This is a genomic window from Sporosarcina ureae (genome assembly GCF_002082015.1).
Lineage (GTDB): Bacteria > Bacillota > Bacilli > Bacillales_A > Planococcaceae > Sporosarcina > Sporosarcina ureae_A.
The window spans coordinates 1,137,248-1,158,008 of the sequence record NZ_CP015109.1 but is presented as its reverse complement, the minus strand read 5'-3'; the positions used below and the strand labels follow the sequence as shown (position 1 = coordinate 1,158,008).

General features: G+C 39.5%; 16 protein-coding genes and 4 pseudogenes. 17 read left to right on the top strand and 3 right to left on the bottom strand.

All coding sequences use genetic code 11. From position 1 onward, the window contains the following. Window positions 1-16 precede the first annotated feature (16 nt). From spoIIP (SporoP17a_RS05720) to SporoP17a_RS17210, 12 genes and pseudogenes are all read left to right on the top strand, one after another. The gene (spoIIP, locus tag SporoP17a_RS05720) at window positions 17-835 is read left to right on the top strand and encodes a stage II sporulation protein P (RefSeq protein ID WP_083033515.1); all 819 of its coding nucleotides are present in this window, start codon (window positions 17-19) and stop codon (window positions 833-835) included. 123 nt (window positions 836-958) lie between these two features. Next, window positions 959-2,091, top strand: a pseudogene (locus tag SporoP17a_RS05715) (IS4 family transposase). A 156-nt stretch (window positions 2,092-2,247) separates the two neighbouring features. After that, a pseudogene (locus tag SporoP17a_RS16975) lies at window positions 2,248-2,704 on the top strand (transposase); the annotation flags it as partial. Window positions 2,705-3,047: 343 nt separating this feature from the next. Beyond that, window positions 3,048-4,325 (top strand): IS110 family RNA-guided transposase, encoded by a 1,278-nt coding sequence (locus tag SporoP17a_RS05705; protein ID WP_083030644.1) that lies wholly within the window; start codon window positions 3,048-3,050, stop codon window positions 4,323-4,325. A 533-nt stretch (window positions 4,326-4,858) separates the two neighbouring features. Beyond that, window positions 4,859-5,437 carry a peroxiredoxin family protein gene (locus tag SporoP17a_RS05700; protein ID WP_083033511.1) on the top strand — a complete coding sequence of 193 codons (579 nt, stop codon included), beginning with the start codon at window positions 4,859-4,861 and terminating at the stop codon, window positions 5,435-5,437. Window positions 5,438-5,761: 324 nt separating this feature from the next. Further along, window positions 5,762-6,805, top strand: a complete 1,044-nt coding sequence (locus SporoP17a_RS05695) for a C40 family peptidase (RefSeq protein ID WP_167693386.1) — start codon at window positions 5,762-5,764, stop codon at window positions 6,803-6,805. Between the two features lie 175 nt (window positions 6,806-6,980). After that, on the top strand, window positions 6,981-7,268 hold the full coding sequence (locus tag SporoP17a_RS05690) for a metal-sensitive transcriptional regulator (RefSeq protein ID WP_083033507.1): 288 nt from the start codon (window positions 6,981-6,983) through the stop codon (window positions 7,266-7,268). A 59-nt stretch (window positions 7,269-7,327) separates the two neighbouring features. Beyond that, window positions 7,328-7,531: a copper chaperone CopZ gene (gene copZ / locus SporoP17a_RS05685; protein WP_083033505.1), complete on the top strand. Its 204-nt coding sequence runs from the start codon at window positions 7,328-7,330 to the stop codon at window positions 7,529-7,531. A 127-nt stretch (window positions 7,532-7,658) separates the two neighbouring features. Further along, entirely contained in the window at window positions 7,659-10,073 is a 2,415-nt protein-coding gene (locus tag SporoP17a_RS05680) for a heavy metal translocating P-type ATPase (protein WP_083033503.1), read from the top strand. 474 nt (window positions 10,074-10,547) lie between these two features. After that, window positions 10,548-12,056, top strand: a pseudogene (locus tag SporoP17a_RS17305) (multicopper oxidase family protein). A gap of 234 nt (window positions 12,057-12,290) precedes the next feature. After that, a pseudogene (spoIIP, locus tag SporoP17a_RS16970) lies at window positions 12,291-13,141 on the top strand (stage II sporulation protein P). Further along, window positions 13,101-13,208, top strand: coding sequence for a stage II sporulation protein P (locus tag SporoP17a_RS17210; RefSeq protein ID WP_335695512.1), 108 nt, complete (start codon window positions 13,101-13,103; stop codon window positions 13,206-13,208). The pseudogene spoIIP (SporoP17a_RS16970) and the gene SporoP17a_RS17210 overlap by 41 nt, the downstream one beginning before the upstream one ends. Before the next feature lie 415 nt (window positions 13,209-13,623). Here SporoP17a_RS17210 and SporoP17a_RS05665 read toward each other — a convergent pair whose 3' ends face one another. Both SporoP17a_RS05665 and SporoP17a_RS05660 read right to left on the bottom strand, forming a co-directional pair. Further along, the gene (locus tag SporoP17a_RS05665; protein ID WP_083033502.1) at window positions 13,624-14,025 is read right to left on the bottom strand and encodes a nucleotidyltransferase family protein; all 402 of its coding nucleotides are present in this window, start codon (window positions 14,023-14,025) and stop codon (window positions 13,624-13,626) included. Then, complete coding sequence (locus tag SporoP17a_RS05660; RefSeq protein ID WP_083033501.1) at window positions 14,022-15,044, bottom strand: XdhC family protein; 1,023 nt, start codon at window positions 15,042-15,044, stop codon at window positions 14,022-14,024. Before SporoP17a_RS05660 ends, SporoP17a_RS05665 begins: the two co-directional genes overlap by 4 nt. A 175-nt stretch (window positions 15,045-15,219) precedes the next feature. On the opposite strand from SporoP17a_RS05660, the gene SporoP17a_RS05655 reads away from it, so the two are divergent. From SporoP17a_RS05655 to SporoP17a_RS05635, 5 genes are all read left to right on the top strand, one after another. Next, window positions 15,220-16,041: a YIEGIA family protein gene (locus SporoP17a_RS05655; protein WP_083033499.1), complete on the top strand. Its 822-nt coding sequence runs from the start codon at window positions 15,220-15,222 to the stop codon at window positions 16,039-16,041. Between the two features lie 70 nt (window positions 16,042-16,111). Continuing rightward, a complete protein-coding gene (locus tag SporoP17a_RS05650; protein ID WP_156890528.1) occupies window positions 16,112-16,303 on the top strand; it encodes a capping complex subunit for YIEGIA in 192 nt (63 codons plus the stop codon). A gap of 24 nt (window positions 16,304-16,327) precedes the next feature. Beyond that, on the top strand, window positions 16,328-18,673 hold the full coding sequence (locus SporoP17a_RS05645) for a xanthine dehydrogenase family protein molybdopterin-binding subunit (protein WP_083033496.1): 2,346 nt from the start codon (window positions 16,328-16,330) through the stop codon (window positions 18,671-18,673). Beyond that, window positions 18,670-19,506 (top strand): FAD binding domain-containing protein, encoded by an 837-nt coding sequence (locus SporoP17a_RS05640; RefSeq protein WP_083033494.1) that lies wholly within the window; start codon window positions 18,670-18,672, stop codon window positions 19,504-19,506. The genes SporoP17a_RS05645 and SporoP17a_RS05640 overlap by 4 nt, the downstream gene beginning before the upstream one ends. Continuing rightward, entirely contained in the window at window positions 19,503-20,012 is a 510-nt protein-coding gene (locus SporoP17a_RS05635) for a (2Fe-2S)-binding protein (RefSeq protein ID WP_083033492.1), read from the top strand. Before SporoP17a_RS05640 ends, SporoP17a_RS05635 begins: the two co-directional genes overlap by 4 nt. Before the next feature lie 17 nt (window positions 20,013-20,029). On the opposite strand, the gene SporoP17a_RS05630 is transcribed toward SporoP17a_RS05635, so the two are convergent. After that, window positions 20,030-20,410, bottom strand: a complete 381-nt coding sequence (locus tag SporoP17a_RS05630; RefSeq protein WP_237262387.1) for a hypothetical protein — start codon at window positions 20,408-20,410, stop codon at window positions 20,030-20,032. Window positions 20,411-20,761: the final 351 nt, after the last annotated feature.

Genomic DNA, 20,761 nt, shown 5'->3' with positions numbered 1-20,761 from the left:
TTACGGAGGGTTGTCCATGAAAAAATCGTTGAAAATCTGGAGTACACTCATCTTCTTACTATTCTTGTTTCCAATTGTCTTGGTACAGATTCAGGTTGAAATACCGGAAGAAATAGCTGTTGTTTCATCAGATGACGGAAAATTAGTTTACGCAGGAAATATAATCGAACAGGAACCTGAAGTCCAAACAGAAATGCGTGCGCTTTTATACGCCACACATTCGCAGGAAGCATTTGAACCCATCACTCTAAAGCATGATGGGAAAATTGCGGTTTACCATGAAGAAGCCAATATTATGAACCTTAGTGAAACAATTAGGTCTCAATTGGAGTTCAATGGATTAGAAACAGATATTATTGACGTTGATTTTACAGCAGAAATGAATAAAGCAGGAATTCCATTTCATAAATCGTATGATGTGGCTAGGCCATATGTGCAGAAAGCGTTGAAGGATACGGATTATGATATCATAATCGACATACATCGTGATTCACTTAATGCGGATAGAACGACCATCACTTATGAAGGGGAAAAATTTGCGCAAGTCGTATTTGTTGTCGGTGGTGATCATGCAAATTTCAAATTGAATCAGGAATTAGCTGAGAAACTGATGGCCAGAATGGAAAAGGAAGTACCCAATATTACAAAGAGTATCGTATTTAAATCCGGTCATGGCGTGGATGGAAAATATAATCAGGATCTTCACAAACGTCTTGTTCTTGTTGAAATGGGTGGAATTGGAAATGATGAAGCGGAATTAAATCGAACGTCAGCTGTACTCGCAAAAGCTGTTTCACAGACATTACTGAGCGAATATCCTCCAAAAACTAAATAATCTTGTACTTACTATCATGCGTGTTGATTATCTAGTTTCTACCAATAAATAACTACAAAAAAGAGAGACCCTCTTGTACAATGTAAGTTACCACACCAACATTGACGAAACGAGGAATCTCTCATGAATAAGAATACCACGTCCTACAATCTGATTCAAAAATTTCTTTCAGATGCAGAGCTCCAGGCTATTTTACTGGAGTTTAACTATACAGATACAGCTCGAAAATGCACGGTTTCTACCGTCATTTCCTATTTAATTAGTGCCGCAACCAATGAATGGAAGAGCCTGCGCCACGCAGCCGATGTAGGGCCAAGTATAGGACTTATTTCTGTGGATCATTCATCACTGTCAAAGCATATGAAAACGTTAGATTACGCAATTATGAAACGTATTTTCGAAGTCGTTGTTGGCAAGCTAAATCGTGCTACACGTCGCACGTTAAAGATGCCGAAAACACTTCTTTTCATTGATTCGACAACCATTACTGTTGGAAAAACACGTTTACCCTGGGCTGTTTATCATGGCGAACGTTCGGGCATAAAACTACATGTTAGCTTCACAAATGAAACAGAGATGCCTCTTCAAATCGTTGAAACAACAGGTCTCAAAAATGACGGCCCTGTAGGTATAGGCCTTGAAGATAAACGCTTTATCTTAGTTTGTGACCGTGCATACTTTTCAATTGATAAGGTTGATCGTTACGTGGCTGAAAAAGAAAAACAACATTTTGTCCTCCGTTTAAAAGACAATATTCAATTGAATAGGAAGAAATCATTGAAAGGTACGCGGACTAAAGATTCTAACGTAACCGCTGATTTCACGTGCACACTCGGTACTCTACAGAAACAGACGAAGAAACGGCATCGCGTTGTACAATTTACAGACCATCGTGGAAAAGATATCCGCGTCGTGACCAGTTTAATGGACATAACAGCAGAAGAAATTGCCGGAATGTACAAATTACGTTGGGCTATCGAGTCATTTTTCCGTTGGATTAAGCAAAATTGAATGTTCCTGTGCTGTTCGGAACATCATCAAATGCCGTGTACAATCAGTTGTTTGCGGCTATGATTGCTTATGTTTTACTGAAATTTATTCATGTACAGGGTCGTAAGGTAAAGCACATAAAACCCTTGTCATTTGCAGGTTTTACACGCCTGTTTCTTTGTGGTGAGCTGCCAATTGAGTGGCGTATTAGTTTGAATGAAACCCTAGATTTTCATTGGAGGATCAATCAATTAAATACTGTATAATTTTGGTTAATCAACATGCGTGACTTACTATAATACAAATGCTGTCAATTGGAATGAATAATCATAAATAAATAATTATTCCTATTAATAAAGAGGCTAGGACAAAACCTTCATCAAATCGAAAAAGAACAGACCCAACGAGATTTGTTGTTGGGTCCGTTCTTGGATACCATTGAATAAGGCTTTTTTTATCTACCGCATTATATTGTCGCAGATGCGGGTTGTGGAAGTGAACAGAATTAAGGAGATGTCATTGAAAACCGACAGCGTATTCCACTTATTACCTATAACCACTATCGGAAAGAAACGAAAAAGAAGTACAAAACCGACCCTTTCAATACAGCCAATTGGGCATATGATGAAGCTACAGTTACTTTTACTTGTCCAGATGATAAATAACTGGAGTTCCATCATTTTTCCAATCGGCCGGACCGTTATCACTTCACAAGAAAGTGTGAAAGTTTACGAATGTGAAGATTGTTCAAGCAGCCTATTTCGTTCTTTCTGTACCAAAGCAAAAGAAGGGAACAATAGGAAGCTGTGTGTGAATGAAAAGTGGGAACGCCAAAAAGAAAATATTTGTGAAAAGCTTTCAACGAAGAACACAGTTGAAAGTACACTGCTAGAGAGATAACTATCTAGGATATTACACGGAAATTCCTATTAGAAAAGAGTTGGATCATCAAAGAACGATGATCCAACCTTTTTTAGCTTACTTCATGCTAGTTATGTCCCAGTCTCTTTAAAAGTTTCTTCAGAACGGTTTCTTACCACACTTTTACCATCTTCATTAAAAATGCATAAATAATAAGTATACTCGATATACTCGAATTTAAAGGAGCATTCCTGTTAGAAGCTTTTTCGGGGACTTGAACACAAAGAGCCCTCTTGGTATGATGCGGGGTGTCAAATCAGCACGAATTGACCCCTAATTTAAATACCAAGGAGGACTCATCATGAATTTTACGCAAAATGCAAAGATTAATCAAGTCACGGATCAGACGCTAGTTATCGGAATGGATATCGCCAAGCGCACACATTACGCCTGCATGGTCGATGAACGTGGCCTGATTCTTAAGAAATCGTTCCCTGTTCATCAATCAAGCCATGGGTTCGAATACTTCTATGAGTGTATTCTAAACGCTAAGAAACAATTTGGTAAAAGTGATGTCATCATAGGTATTGAACCTACCGGCCACTATTGGCTCAACCTGGCTTACTTTCTCGATGATCGGGGCATCCCCCTCGTCGTATGCAACCCCATGCATGTAAAGAAGTCCAAGGAGCTGGACGACAATCTTCAAACAAAGAACGATGCAAAAGATGCCCTCGTCATCGCCCGTTTGGTGAAAGATGGACGTTACAGCTACCCTAGAATTTTAAGGGAGACAGAGGCAGAACTACGGGTTGGTTCGACTTTGAAAGGTAATCTTACTGAAGAATTGAACGCGATAAAAAACAAGATGATTCGCTGGACTGATCGGTACTTTCCCGAGTTCCAAGGAATATTTCCAGCGTTTGGTAAAATGGCGCTAGCCGTTTTGGAATGTACTCCATTCCCATCTGAGATAGTGAATCAGGAACCGTCAGAACTACTGGCAACCTACCGGACGGTAGAGGGGATGAAATCTCCCCAGTTGCCGAAGACAAAAAAGCTCATTGAAAATGCACGTACTTCTATAGGCGTAACAGAAGGACAACAGATGGCCCGTATTGAAATTGCCACACTTGTTCAACGTTATCGCCAACTTGAGAAGGAACTGGCATCGCTTCAAGAACAGCTGACAGCGTTTATTCAAGCTACAGTTGAGTACGAGTATCTCCAAACAGTCCCAGGACTTGGAGACGCAACCATCATTGATTTACTATCAGAAATCGGCAGTTTCTCCCATTACGATCATCCACGCCAATTATTGAAACTTGCGGGATTGACGTTGAGGGAGAATTCTTCCGGACAGCACAAGGGACAGAAACGAATTTCTAAAAGAGGAAGAAGCCAGCTGCGTGCACTGCTCTTCCGTGTCATGATGCCAATGGTGCGGCATAACAAGGCATTTAAACAACTGCACGAGTATTACACAACCAGACAAGTGAATCCATTACGCAAGAAACAGTCCATTGTGGTTCTCTGCGGAAAACTACTGAAGGTACTACACGCAATCTGTACGAAACACATAGCGTTTGACGCTGAGCAAATGATGAAGGACATTCCTAAGCTCGATAGAGCTGCCTAAGCACGACATTCTGAGTGAATGACTAGAAAATTGGATGACACGGAGTAGCCGGCATGATATTTTCCATACGACCAATGAGTCCCTAAAGGAGCTTCGCCAGCCTCCGCCTTATGACTAGACCGAACGAAGGAATGTAGGCGCATTAGACGCCAAGAGACATGGGAGGGTACGTCATCATAAGCTATGCGGAGATCCAGAGTGCATCGTATATTGTATTAGCATCGCAACCAGTATTATCCAGCGATGACCGCGTAGCGTACCAAAGGCTGTTAGAAGATTCACATATTAAATTCAAAACGGTAACAAGTGTGTCAAAAATATATTTTTGGCGCCCTAACAACGGGTCAAACCGTTGATACATCAATATTTATAGAGGGAGGAGAATATTATCAATAAGTGTATAATTATTCGCATCCTTTTTACAATAGAAGGGGTTTAAAGGGTTAGCTGTCATCAAGATTTTTTCATCACCTTAGTTTCTGGAATACTAGTATTTCGGGGAGTGACAGAAAAATTGAATCGGAGGTACAATTGTGAATAAGCGGACGGTAGGTATTGTTATAACAGCTTTAATTATCGGTACGTTGATTGTCCTGATGGTTAAATCAAACCTAGAAATAGCGGAGCCAATCGAAACAATCGTTACTGGGGCGGATAGCACAACGATTGAGTACGAGTCTGGGCTTGAAGAAGGAAATACACCTCCTGATTTTAGGCTTATTACACTTTCAGGGGACGTAATAAAGCTGTCGGACTATAAAGGGCAAAAAGTTATTCTTAACTTTTGGGCATCTTGGTGTGGTCCATGCAAAGCAGAAATGCCTCATATGCAAAATTACTATAGAAAAAATAAAGATTCCGCGAATGTAGAAATCATTGCCGTGAATATGACGAAGGAAGAGCGAGGGACCGACAGCATCCAGAAATTTGTGGATGCGTATGGGTTAACATTTCCGATTCCGCTTGATAAAGATGGCGAAGTCATGGAAATGTATAAGATTATGTCCATTCCTACAACATATATGATTGGCACGGATGGGACAATTAGGCACAAGTTTATTGGACCGATGGATGAAGAGACAATAAAAGCACTTGTTGATGATCTTGATTAGTTAAAGGTAGGATTTACGCGGTTGCCACATTATCTTCTGTTCGTTTAGGAGGTAGGAGAGTTATGGTGTGGTGGGAGTAGTTAATGAAAATCACAATAATGAAAAATCGTCTACTTTATGAACATAGACGATTTTTTTGTATGTCGAAAATACAAAATGTATAGCCGAGTGACTGATTATTCTCCTTAAATAATCCTTAGTTTAGTCATGCAAATGTAACGTGATTGTAAAGCAATAACCACATTTATTATACTAAAGTTATACAGGAAGTAATAAAAAAGTGGTCGAACAATGAACAAGACAAAAAACTATTCGAGGTGGAAAATGAAAAAACGATTAATTCAATTTCTAATGGCTTTGATTTTAATTAGTACAATACCGTTTATATCTTCAAATAAAGTTAGTGCGGCAGCTTCCAATGAAATTGCGACGTATGCGAATAAGTTTTATGGCACACCTTACAAGTTCGGAGGGTCAACACCCGCTGCATTTGATTGTTCGGGTTATATCAGATATGTATATAATAATTTCAACATTAACTTACCGAGAACATCCGCAGATCAGTTCAGAGTAGGTACTTCTGTTAGTAAAGCTGATCTGCAACCAGGGGATTTAGTGTTCTTTGCGAATACATATAAAAAAGGTATATCTCATACTGGAATTTATTTAGGGAATGACGAGTTCATATCTGCGAAAAGTCGTGGAGTCTTGAAGGCAAATCTGAAGACAAATCCTTATTGGGCGCCTAGGTATGCCGGAGCTAAGCGAGTAGCGAATTTTACTAGTGTTCCTGAACCTGACACTGTAAAAAGTGCACAATTAATGAGTGGCAAGTTCAAGGATCTACCGTTGGAACATCTAGCACATGACGCAATCATTGCGCTTAATGAAAAGAACGTTGTCAACGGCTACCTTGACTCGACGTTTAAGCCAGAAAGTTCGATTACGCGTGGTCATGCAGCAGCAATGTTGAATCGAGTGCTGAAGTTGGAATCAACGACCAGAGTGACATTCAAAGATGTGTCGTCAGATTATGCATTTTTAGATGATATTGCAGCACTGAATGAAGCGGGTATCCTTCAAGGGTATACAACAGGTGAATTTGGGGTTAATGATAAGCTTACACGTACTCATCTGGCAGTTATTGTAAATAGAGCATTTGAGCTTCAAGAAATAATGAAGAATAAAACATTAGTAGCATCTACTTATGATGATGTTTCTACAAGTCACTGGGCTTCTGGAGCAATTCATGCATTGAAGACTCTTGACCAAACAGAAGTTTTTAAAACCTCAAGATTTGATCAGGGAAAAGAAGCAACGCGAGCTGATTTTTCCGCTGCTATATACACAGCAATTTCGATAAACTAAATTAATAATTGTAATATGGGCATCCGTTTTTTTTAAAAAAACGGATGCCCATATTTCTTTACTGGGAATTAAATGATTATCGGGATGGATGATATAAAATGATTATTTGACCCCGGTAAAACGAAATGTTATTATAGGGGTACGGGGTATAAGTAATTGGTGAGGAGGGAATATCATGACAGACTCAACAAAAACTACTGTCCAGCCAAATAAACAACAACTTTTAAACCGTTTAAAGCGCGTTGAAGGGCAAGTAAGAGGGATACATCAGATGGTCGAGAATGACCGCTACTGTGTGGATATCTTACACCAAATTAGTGCGGTTCAATCAGCCATGAACAAAGTATCTCTAGCTTTACTGGAAGATCATACTCATCATTGTGTAGTAAAGGCCATTAAAGGGCAAGATGGTGAAGCAGCTATTAAAGAATTAATGGATGTTATGAAGACAATGTCGAAATAAATGGGTAGAAAACACAGTCGAGTTACATCAACTAAATTGCAAAATAGGAGGTCATGAAAATGACGGAAAAAATAATAGTACAAGGAATGTCATGCAATCATTGTGTCAATTCAATCGAGAAAAGCGTAGGTAATCTTAAGGGTATTTCTTCAGTAAACGTTAATTTAAACAGTGGCGAAGTTGTCGTAGACTTTGATCACACATTAACAACATTGGATCAGATCAAAGAAACGATTGAAGAACAAGGGTATGACATCGTTTAAATCATCAGTAATAACCCTATATCCGCTTACATCATATTGGGGGTAGGCGGATATGATTATACCTTTTAGGTATAATCATTATTTTTTAAATAAAACATACCCCTATATAGTATTGGAGGTACAACGAATGCCAACTACTGATAAAACAATTCAAATTAAGGGAATGACCTGCGCGGCATGCGCAAATCGCATTGAAAAGGGTCTCTCCAAAATAGAAGGTGTTGAAAAAGCGAACGTCAACTTTGCTTTAGAAAGATCAACCATCGTTTATGATCCAGAGATAACAGATGAGAATGAATTTATTAAAAGAATAAAGAGACTTGGTTATGAAGTGGTTCAAGAAAAAGAAACATTTGATATTACAGGTATGACTTGTTCAGCATGTGCAGCTAGAATTGAAAAGAGAATTAGTAAAATGGATGGTGTTTCTAATGCTGCAGTTAATTTTGCGCTTGAAACCATTGCTGTAGAATATGATGATAATAAAATTAAAGCATCTGATATGATGACTGCAGTTAAGAAAATGGGCTATGAATTAATACCACAGCAAGATAGTAAAGACAAGATAGACCATCAAGAACAAGAAATCAAAAAGCAGAAGAATAAGTTCATTTTCTCAGCTATTTTGACATTTCCTTTGTTATGGACGATGATTGCCCATTTCGAGTTTCTATCGTTTATCTACCTGCCCGCGATTCTCATGAATCCGTGGGTACAACTTGCACTTGCAACACCGGTACAATTCATCGTGGGTGCCCAGTTTTATAAAGGTGCTTTTAATTCACTTAGAAATAAAAGTGCCAATATGGACGTATTGATTGCATTGGGCACGAGTGCAGCATATTTTTACAGTCTTTATTTATCATTTGAATGGATGAATGCGGGAAGCATTGGGCATGCCGACCTCTATTTTGAAGCGGCTGCCGTTATTATCACATTGATCGTTCTTGGGAAGTTATTTGAAGTCCGTGCAAAAGGAAAAACAAGTCAAGCGATTCAAAAATTATTGGGTTTACAAGCTAAAACGGCAAGAGTGTTAAGAGACGGTGTTGAATTGGAATTGCCGATTGAGCAAGTAATCGCAGGAGATACAATCATTGTAAAACCAGGTGAAAAGATTCCGGTGGATGGCGAAATTATTGAAGGTCGTTCCGCGATTGACGAATCGATGATTACAGGAGAAAGTCTTCCGATTGATAAAGTTGCGGGGGACGCAGTTATTGGTGCAACAATTAATAAGAACGGTTCTTTGCAAATCAAAGCAACAAAAGTAGGGAAGGATACAGCATTAGCACAAATTGTGAAGGTAGTTGAAGAAGCACAAGGATCGAAAGCAGATATTCAACGTTTGGCTGATCGAATTTCGGGTGTTTTTGTACCGATTGTCGTTGTAATCGCAGTGGCGACTTTCTTCATTTGGTATTTCGCGGTAACACCAGGTGATTTCCGCTCGGCATTGATTCCAACGATTTCAATTTTGGTTATCGCTTGTCCATGTGCGTTAGGCTTGGCAACACCGACTTCGATTATGGCAGGTTCAGGTCGAGCTGCTGAAATGGGCTTACTCTTTAAAGGCGGCGAACATTTAGAGAATACACGCTCAATTGATACAGTTGTGTTAGATAAAACAGGAACAGTAACAAAGGGAGAGCCTGCTTTAACAGATATTACAGTAACAAAGGGTTTTACAGAAGATGAAGTTCTACAATTAGTTGCAACAGCCGAAAATCAATCTGAACATCCATTGGCACAAGCGATTGTTCTTGGTGCGAAAGAAAAAGGTTTATCACTTCTTGATGCCACAAATTTTGAAGCTTTACCTGGGTATGGTATTCGCGCCATTGTTGGGGGTCAAGAAATATTGGTCGGCACGAGAAGGTTGATGAAAGAACATAACATCGCAATTTTAGATTCAGAAGTATCTATGGAAAAACTAGAGAGTGACGGAAAAACAGCGATGCTCATTGCTGTGGATCAACAACTTGCAGGTGTCGTTGCGGTGGCGGATACAGTGAAGGAAACTTCCAAAGAAGCCATTGCGAGAATGAAGGAATTGGATCTAGAGGTCATCATGCTAACTGGTGACAACCAACGAACTGCAGAGGCCATTGCTCGTCAAATCGGTCTATCACATGTGATTGCAGAAGTGTTGCCAGAACAAAAAAGTGATGAAATTAAAAAGCTACAAGATCAAGGCAAAAAAGTCGCCATGGTGGGTGACGGAATAAATGATGCCCCAGCGCTTGCAATGGCAAACATCGGAATGGCCGTTGGTACAGGTACAGATATTGCGATTGAAGCGGCAGACATAACACTCATGCGTGGTGATTTAAATAGCGTTGCAGATGCGATTATTATGAGTAGGAAAACAATGCGGAATATTAAGCAAAACTTATTTTTTGCTTTCTTCTATAACACGGTCGGGATACCAATTGCGGCAATTGGTTTATTAGCCCCATGGGTTGCAGGGGCTGCCATGGCGTTTAGTTCGGTATCCGTTGTGTTGAATGCATTGCGTTTGCAAAAAGTTAATTTGAAATAAATATTGAAGATGGTTTATACGAAAGTGGCAATGGAGATATAAGCATAAAAGAGTGGGACTGGAATATATTCCTTTCTCACTCTTTTTCATTCTGAAATTGTGAATAATCATCACGGCGAGCAATCTAAGAAAACTTGACTATTAGTGTCGATTTCATATCGGCATGTCCTGCCCCACATGTAATTTTACAATAGATTATATACTCACCAGGCTCTGTAGGTGTGAAAGTTGATTCATCATCGCCTTTAATGTCTACATCAAGCCCATCGATAGAGATTCCATGCATACCTTCTTCGTTTGCGAAAATTTTATTAAATTTCTGGCTAACGTTGACGGAGTATTCCGTCTAGTTAAATTCAAAGTTGATTGCTGAAATAGTAGGTTCGTTATTTACAATTTGTTCATCTGCATACTTTTTTCATATTCTTTTGTTACACTACAAAAGAAATAATTAAGAGAAAAGAGGAAAAAGTAATGAGGATAAAAATGAAAATTACCGCGCTAGCGATTGGTATATTGGTAATTAGCGGTTGTAGCAATGCTAACTCACAACCTGATGAGGACATGAATAATTCCATGATGAATGATGAAGAGATGGATCATTCAATGATGGATATGAATGAAGACATGATGGAAAATGAGCATATGAGTCATGATGAGGTTGTAAGTTTAAATGACTCAACAGGGGAAAATGAATTAAAAATTCCTTCCATGCTTGAACGTGATAACAACGAAGGAGTCACATACACCGTAAGAGCACAAACAGGAAAGACTGAAATATTTGATGGTGTAGAAACAAATACGTATGGTTATAATGGAACATTTTTAGGTCCAATGCTTCGGTTAGAGAAAGGCGAAACAGTAAAAATCAGAGCGATCAATGAGCTCGATGAGAATACAACATTTCATTGGCATGGACTTGAAGTAGCGGCAGATGCTGATGGTGGCCCTCATGATGTGATTAAACCGGGTGAAGAAAAAACGATTGAGTTTAAAGTGGAACAAGAAGCGGCAACACTTTGGTTTCATCCCCATCCAGAAGGGAAAACCTCTGAACAGGTATATAACGGTCTTGCGGGATTGATTTATATCGAAGATGACAATGCAAAAATCTCGGATTACCAAATGATTATGGGAAGAATGATATACCGTTGATTTTTCAAGATAAAACATTTGATGAAAAGAAACAATTGAATTACAGAGCGGCAATGAATGATGACGGAACAATCGGAGATACGTTATTAATCAATGGAACACTAAATCCTAAGTTGGCTGTAAACAAAGAAAAAGTGCGCCTTCGTTTATTAAATGGATCGAATGCAAGGAATTTCACATTTAAATTGAATACAGGGGATTCCTTTGTTCAAATAGCAACGGATGGTGGGTTTTTGAATGAACCAGTGACACTTAACGAAATCACATTGACACCTTCAGAACGGGCAGAAATTGTTGTTGATTTTGCAGCGCTTAATACTGCAAATGACCTGGCATTAATAAATGAAGAAGGTTCTATCCTTTTGCCGTTAGATGTCTCAGGTCAAAGTGGAAAAACTGATGAAATCAGCAAAAAGCTGAATAACTTTTCATTAACATCTGAAGAGAAGAATTTACCAGTCACCAAAAAGATAGAGCTTTTTGGAATGATGGATAAAGTAACGATAAACGGAAAGAAATTTGATCCAGAAAGAATTGATTTCACACAACCAGAAGGAGTTACAGAGGTTTGGAAATTTACAACAAAAAGATATGATGGGTGGCATGATTCATCCATTTCATATTCACGGGACTCAGTTTAAAATAGTCTCAAGAGATGGGGAAGAACCAGCGGAAAATGAAAAAGGTTGGAAAGACAGTATATCTGTTCATCCAGGGGAGCGAGTAAAAATAGCTATCCAATTCAATCATAAAGGTGTTTACATGTTCCATTGTCATATTCTTGAACATGAGGACAATGGTATGATGGGACAAATAGAAGTGCACTAGACTTTCATGAGTTTAATGTGAAGAATCGTAAGGTGAAAAAGTTAATATGAAAACAGCCAGTGTGCATCAAATCACACTGGCTGTTTTAAAATTTGAATGAATTGAGGCGTGGTATATATTGACTCCGACTGAAGAAAGATCCAGTGAAAAAGAGAAGCGCAAAAAACCACTTTTAATTTTACTTTACATCGCAACTACCTTATTTGCCATTGGTTCTTAGTTCTTTTATTTCTAATGTTTTTTATTCCAGGTGATGAAATTGAAGAACAAAGTTTGTTGGATAAATTGTATGTTAAAGCTGATTTAGAAAAAGAGCCCTTAAAGAAAATAAAAAGTTTAGTAGAAGGAGAAGATGAAAAGACTAATAAGCAAGATACCGAATTCGAGCAACTAGCTAGAGATGAATTTAATCCAGCGATGAAAGATCTATTAAAGGAAAGGAGTTTTGATAAAGAGAGATTTGACGCGATTTTTGAAAATATGAAAGCACCTCTAATACCTCCTAGAGATCCTATCCACTCTACTTTTGGAAGGGATGTCGTATATATTTATCATTCCCATAGCAGAGAATCTTTTTTACCTTATTTTACAGACACTAAAAAACCGGAGAACGCTTACCACTCAAAAGCAAATATTACGATAGTAGGAAAAATGCTTGGGAAAGCTTTGGGAAAAAGAGGCGTAGGTACTGAAGTGGATTCAACTGATATTGTTCAAGAACTTAGTTTGAGAGGGTTAGATTTCAATAGTTCATATCAGATATCAGGAGAACGGGTAAAATCTGCACGCGCTGAGAATAAAGATTTGGAAATATTCTTGGATATACATAGAGATTCTTTACGTAGAAACTCTACTACTAAGAAATAAATGGAGATAATTTTGGACGCCTACTATTTGTTGTAGGTACTGGGCACGAAAATTATAAAAAAAATCTTCAATTCATTGAAGGATTAGATCAACTGCTCTCTACGCGGTATCCGGGTTTATCAAAAGGAATATTACGAAGGATAGCACTCAAGGAAACGGTGTGTATAATCAAGATATATCTCCAATGCAGTTATTGTAGAAATCGGTGGGGTCGATAACACACTGGAAGAACTCAATCGGACTACCGAAGCATTAGCTGATGTACTAAGTGATTATTACTGCTAGAGAAAAGTAATCGATTTGTTTGGAGGCCAACATATAAAGAAATAAGGATTTTTTTGCGAATTGGACGAGCCATAATTGAAAAGTTGAATGACCTATAAGGCTTTATGACCCCCATTCTCATGCAACTACGCTTGACGGATGGGGGTGACGATGCCGGCAGATCTGCCAATGGTTATTCATGCATTAATTTTTTTGACATGACAAGGCTTTCATATTGTTCATTCGAAGGCTTTAAACGTTTGGTAATCCTCATCTGTATCGACATCGAATACAAGTCTTTTGTCGTTACAGGTCAAAGCTTCCCTTTTTGAAGAAAGTCCCCTTGCAAAATCGCACGTGCACCCTTATCTCCGCGTAACTTTAAAAGGTCGGGATACATGGAGGAAGAAAATAGAACAGGCGGTGTAATGATTGTTCAAATGTAGTGGCCACGATCTACAGGATATAATTTCATACAATTGATCATTTCCGAAAGCATTTGAACCGTTATGAAAGGTTGATCAGCTAGCATGACAAGTACGCCATCAGCACGATGATCTTGGGCGTGTTGAATGCCGCAGCGCAAGGATTCAGATTGGCCTGTATCTGAAGTAGCACATTGGATGATTGTACATTTAGCATTCGATTTCATACATGAAGGAATCCATTCCACGTTATCTGTATCTTTTACGATCACATAGACTTCATCAAGTGGTGAATTCAATGCAGTCTCAAGTGCCAAGCTACCAAGAGACATAGTACCAACAGGTAGTGCTAATTTATGGGTACCCATTCGGGTGCTGTTTCCAGCAGCAAGATAAACGCCAACGATTTTCATATTATTTTCCCTCGTCTCACAGCAATAAGTTCCGCTACGATACTGACAGCGATTTCTTCAGGTCCATCCGCTCCAATCGATAATCCTACTGGCGAATGAACATTATATGGTAGTACTCCATCAAATAATCGTTTCGTTCTTTTTTCTGATCCTAAAATACCAAAGTATAGCAACTTGAAATTAAGTAAATAACGTCCGATTTCAAAGTCCAATTGAAAGTCATGTGTCATAAGGACAACTGAATCCAACGGGCTAAATTTTACATTTAATAGTAACTTTGCAACATCACCAATTTGAATAGAAGTCGCGGTTGGGAAGTGAACTTCATTACAAACACTGCTTCGCCAATCAAAGATATGGACCGCATAACCGAGATTCTCAGAAATTCGTGCAAGTGGTCTAGCATCAACGCCAGCCCCAATTATATAAAGAAGGGGTTGTGGCCATATAAGTTGGCAATAAACCGATTCTTCATCGAAATCGAGTTGTTCAGCTTTTGTTTGAAACGGTATTATACTTTTAAAATTAAGTGTAATGTTTGATTGTATTCCCCCAAATTGATGTCCATCAGAGGTTATACATCCATACTGATTAAAGTCCGTCATAGATTGAAAAAAATATGTAGGTTCATTGGCTAATAATTGTTTGTGTGCAATACCAAGGATACTTCGGAAATCCTCATCAATATCACGCACTAATACTGTGATCATACCATTACATCCCGCGCCGCGACCCCAACCAAGGTCGTCTACGGAACTTAAATCATATAGAACAGTATCCACCTTGCCTGTCCTAAATAATTGAGTCGCACGGCTATGTAAATCATTTTCTATACACCCACCACTAATCATACCTATCTGCACACCATTCTCTCGAAGAAGCATCCAGGTACCTTCCTTTCTATAGGAGGATCCTTCCACCTTAACTATCATTGCAAGTACAGTGGGTTGGACATCAACCAATACAGTTTCAATCATTTGCTGAATTGACTGCAATTTCTCACCTTCATTCTTTTCCACCACTTTAGCCACTATGTGACCGTATTATTCATTTCCTTAAAAATCATCATTAGATTATAACTTGTTCTAATTTTGGTTAGAATACGTTAGATCTATAATTCTTCAAGGAGGTGTTATATGTGGGTCCTTACTTACTTCCAGTCATAATCGGAATTATTTTTGGATTGTTGCACGAATGCTTTTGTTACGTACTGATTTTCGGCAATATCCAACCTATCCTACTGGGAGAATTATTCATCTCTCTTTTGGTTTTATTTCCGCTTTTATTGGTGCGGTTGCGATTCCAGCTGTTCTAGAATCTGACTGGACAGCTGTTACGTTTCTTGGCCTTGCAGCGACCCAGTTCCGAGAAGTTAGAAAAATGGAAAGGGAATCACTTGAGAAGATAGATACATTTGAACTCGTTAAGCGTGGGGCCCCTTTCGTTGAAGGAATGGCCCAGGCGTTTGAAAGCCGAAATTATTTAGTAATGTTTACGGCACTTGTCACTACGTTGTGTGCTGTATTTGCATTTTGGATAGGAATAATCGGTGGGATTGTCATGCTCATTATTGTGAAGTTTAATATGACAGGAAAGTCTTTGCAGGATGTCGCAGATGTGACAGAGGCAGCTGTCCGCTTCGAGGGACCGACGCTCTTTGTTGGGGATATATTAATTAAAAACGTGGGACTAGAGGATACGAGGAAAATCATTAGTGAACAAGCAGTTGGTGCAATTGTCATTCCCAAAAATCAGAATAGTATTGTAACATTGTCATTCCTAGGACAGCGGCAGGCGATGTTACATCACGTGGCGACTATCCTGGGGAGTTACCTTGACTCGGGAGAACCTGCTTTGATTCCACTAACGAAGAGAGATATGGCAGACGGTCGGATTGCATTGTTTTTCTTGCCGCGGGAAAAAGAATTTCATCAAATCAAGGCGGTCCTGGACAAAGTTCCCATACTAGATAGTGCAATTCGGATGCCTAAGGAAGCGGATAAAGGAAAATCATAAAATAACAGCAAACTATATGGATTACAGTTGGGAATACGTCTGAAGTCCGCATAATCGGGAGTTGAGTGAATTGGAAAATCAGCTAGCTGCAATTGCTGCAGTCATTACGACGAAACCTGAAACAATTCAAGGCGGAGGTGCACCTGTTTTTGTCGTGACAGATCAAAAGGAATTACAGAAAACCAGCATGACACTTGAAAAAATTATGGATGCTTCAGCTCATGAGATTGACATGAACACAATAATTATCGTTGTACGTTAAATAATGCAAGGGAGAGGGTAAGGTATGACGAATAAAATATTGACGACTGTTGGGAAACCTCAACAACGGATTGATGCAGTGGAAAAATCGACTGGAAAAGTTAGATACGTAGGGGATTATTCGGCCCCTGGTCTTTTGCACGCGAAACTTGTGAAAAGCACGCAAGCCCATGCCAAGATTATTTCCATAGATACGACTGAAGCATGGAAAATGCCAGGTGTGCGTGCGATTGTTACTGGCGAAATGTTTCCGTATCATATTGGCCCCATTTTAGCAGATCGCCCCCCGCTTGCATTTGAAAAAGTTCGTTATTATGGCGAACCTGTAGCAATTGTCGTAGCAGATCATGAATATCAGGCAAAACGCGCAACCGAAAAAGTGAAAGTTGAATATGAACCTTTGCCTATTGTGAACTCTGTCCAACAAGCATTTCAAAAAGACGCACCACTTGTCCATGAAAATGCTGAACAATACACGAAAATTATAAGCGATGTTTATCCGCAAGCATCTACAAATATTGGAAGCCATATTAAAATACGTAAAGGTGATTTTGATTCGGCTTGGGCAAGTAGTGAAGAAACTATCACAGCGACTTACTCATTTAATCTTTCAGATCATGTTGCGTTGGAAACAAGAAGTACCCGAGTTGAAATTAATCCGGCAGGTAAGGTTATTGTACATACTTGCAGTCAGTCACCATTTACAATAAAAAAAGTGCTGAATCAATTTTTCAATGTTGACGTAGGTAACATCCTCGTTCATATTCCGATGGTTGGCGGTGCGTTTGGCGGAAAAGGCACAGTTCAGTTGGAACCACTGGCCTATTTGGCTTCGAAGGCTGTAGGGGGGAAGTTAGTGAAGTTGGAATTTGACCGAGAGGAAGATATGACAACAGCTCCGTGTCGTATTGGTTTTGATGCAACTGTACAGCTTGGTGTAACGAAAGAAGGTAAATTAGTTGCAGGCAAATATACGTATTTAATCGATGCGGGTGCATATTCCGACCAAGCCGCTGGAATCACAAGGGCAGCGGCAATCGATTCTACAGGTCCGTATAACATTCCAAATGTATGGTGCGATTCGTATTGTATGTATACAAATCATCCATTTGCCACTTCATTCAGGGGCTATGGACACCCTGAACTTACATTTGCAGTAGAACGGACGATGGACCGGCTGGCGGAAAAGTTGCATATTGACCCGCTCCAGTTTCGTATTATGAATGGTATAAAACCGGGGGATACATCGCCGACACAAACCGTATTGACGGCGAATAATATAGGTGATTTGGAGAAATGTATTAACCGTGCCAAAGAGTTGATTGAATGGGATGAAGGCCAAAGAGTTGAAAGTGGAAAAAATTTAGTGCGCACGAAAGGGATTAGTACCTTCTGGAAGACCTCAACAACGGCTACAAATGCACAGGCGGGCGCCATAATCATTTTTGAGGCAGACGGCAGCGTGAATTTAAATTGTGCCGCCATAGAGATTGGACAAGGAACTAAAACAATTCTTGGACAAATTCTTGCGGAAAAATTAAATATGGATATGAATAAAATTCATGTCACAATGGAAGTAAATACACAATATGATCCACACCAATGGAGAACAGTCGCAAGCAGCACAACTTTTCTAGCAGGACGTGCTGTTGTGTATGCTGCGGATCATGCAATAGCCCAGTTGAAAAAAACAGCTGCTATTGTGCTTCAATGCTCTCCCGATGACTTGGATGTAGGCAGTGGGAGGGTGTACTTAAAACCTGATCCAACAATGGGTGTAGAGATTAAGGATATTTCTCTAGGATACACGTATCCAAGCGGACATTCAATTGAAGGACAAATTGTAGGAGTCGGAAAACATATACAACGGCATTTAACACCGATGGATCCACAAACTGGTTTTGGAAAGCCTGGACCTTGGTGGTCAGTTGGTGTACAGGCTGTAGAAATTGAATTGAACACAAGAGATTTGACGTATTCCATTTTAAGAGGTGTTACGGTCCTTGATGGGGGAACCATTATTAACCCGATGACGGCAGCACAACAAATGCGTGGCGGAATGTATATGGGCTTAAGTTACGCGACAAGCGAAAAGTTTGTCTTCGATGAGAATGGCATTGTGCAAAACGGGGACCTTCGGAAATATCCGATGTTGCGTTACGGGGAACAACCAGCGGAATATCATGTTGACTTTATTGAAAGCCCCGCGATAGACGGTCCCTTCGGTGCTCGTGGTATAGGCGAATACGGTGTTATTGGAGCGCCTGCGTGCCTGGCAAACAGCCTCTCCATTGCAACTGGAGTGCAATTAAACGAATTGCCGCTAACACCCGAATCCATTTGGCACACTAAGAAGGAGGCGACTAAATGATTTCATTTGATTTCCAGTATTTTAAACCATCCTCCGTTGCAGACACAATAAACATGTACAACGAAATACGAAAACAAGGTGAACAAGCCTTAATTATTTCCGGGGGCACTGAATTTATTACTTTTGCCCGTAAGAATAAAATTTACGCGGATGCGATAATTGACAGTAAAGGAATTCCTGAATGTAATGTGTTGGAAAAACAAGGCGATGATGTAGTAATAGGAGCGGCAGTATCATTAAATAAAATCGCTAATTCCAACCTATTTCCCTTGCTGGGCACAACTGTTAAACAAATTGCAGATCATACCTCGCGAAACAAAATTACAATAGGTGGGAATATAAATAGTGAATTAATATATAAGGAAAGTATTTTACCCCTATTGCTAGTAGACGCGAAAGTAAAAATGGCGAAAGAGACTGATGAAAGAGTCGTCTCCTTACACTCTGTATTTAATAAAAAAATGAATACTTCCCCAGGGGAAATCCTTCTTCAAATTATTATTGACTCATCCTATCTCGCCCTACCGTATATAAGTCTAAAGAGAACCAAGTTTTCGAAAGTAGGTTATCCTGTCGTGTCGGTAGCGGCCATCTTGAGGGAAAGCCAACTACGGGTTGCTTTTAGCGGTGTGTGTGATTTTCCTTTCAGATCCGATGAAATAGAGACAATATTAAATGATTCGGCTATTTCTGTTGTGGATAGAATAGACAAAGTCATGGAAAGCTTGCCTTCCAAAATTGTGGATGACCTTCAAGGTTCTAAAGAGTACAGAGCATTTGTGTTGAAAAATGTGTTACTAGATGTCATGGAAGAAATGGAGATGGGGGAATGAATATACAAAACGCAACGTCCAAGTCTTTTATTCATTTACATGTGAATGGAGAAACAAAGGAGGCGGTTGTTCGGAACGCGGATACACTTTTGTATACTTTAAGGGAGAAACTTGGATTAACAGGCGCCAAGCGTTCGTGTGAAAATGGGGATTGCGGAGCGTGTACAGTGCTTGTGAACGGAGAACCCAGCCATTCCTGTTTATCGTTGGCTGTTGAAGTAGTTGATTTACCGATCATGACAATTGAAGGGCTATTAGATTCGCCTGTACGAGAGGCCTTTGCTAATAAGTGGGCGATTCAATGCGGATTTTGTACACCCGGTTTTATCGTCAATTGTCATGCTTTATTAACCAAACACCCAGATGCAAAAGAAGAAATTGTAGAAGAGTGGCTGCAATCTAATATTTGTAGATGTACGGGATACCAAGAGATAAAAGATGTAGTGAATTCATTGATGGAAACAAATAATCATTCCGCAAATAAAAAACATCCAAGACTTTCATAGAAAGTCTTGGATGTTTTTTAACCTTTTTTAAAGCTTTGATTTCCGTTGTTTAGAGATTGTATGAGTTGGAGTGTCTGCGCTGCCTGTTCAATCTGTTGTTGTACTTGTTCTAGTTGCTGTTGTTCAGCGGTCGTGGACTGTGTAATCGAGATGCCTTGCAAATAATTTAGCTGCTGGACAGCTTGTTGCAGTTGTTGTTGTGCTTGTTGCAATGTCGCCAAATCTGACATAGACGACATCTGTTGGAGTGTTTGTACTGCTTGTTGCATCGCTTTTAATGCCATCTTCTTTTTTGTATCAAATTGTTGTTCGACTAGCGATTGGTTATCCTTCAATTGTTGCTGCTGCTGTTTCATTTGTTGTTCTTTATAGCTGTGTCCCTGTTGCTTGTTCGGCATATTCATTACTCCTCACTCAAATCATTTATTTACCTGTAGTCTACCCCGATTACAGTTATTTATAAGGTTAGGATCCTCAAGAAGTGATGATTCAATTTTCTTCAGATTTCTTACTAGCCACGTCCTGCTTCCTCTTTTATTGAAAAACACAAAAAAACGCCTGCTATCTGTCAAAATGACAGGTAGCAGGCCACAGAGGGGAAATATGAAAGGGTGTTACTCAGTAAGGGTTCATTGCCATGGACGTGGTTGGTAATAGGTCATTGGTCAATGTGTAAAGGGTAACGTGTAATTGGTTTAGCAAGTTTAAGTACATATTTCCCACTCTATGCCTCAAAAAGGAGTCTCACC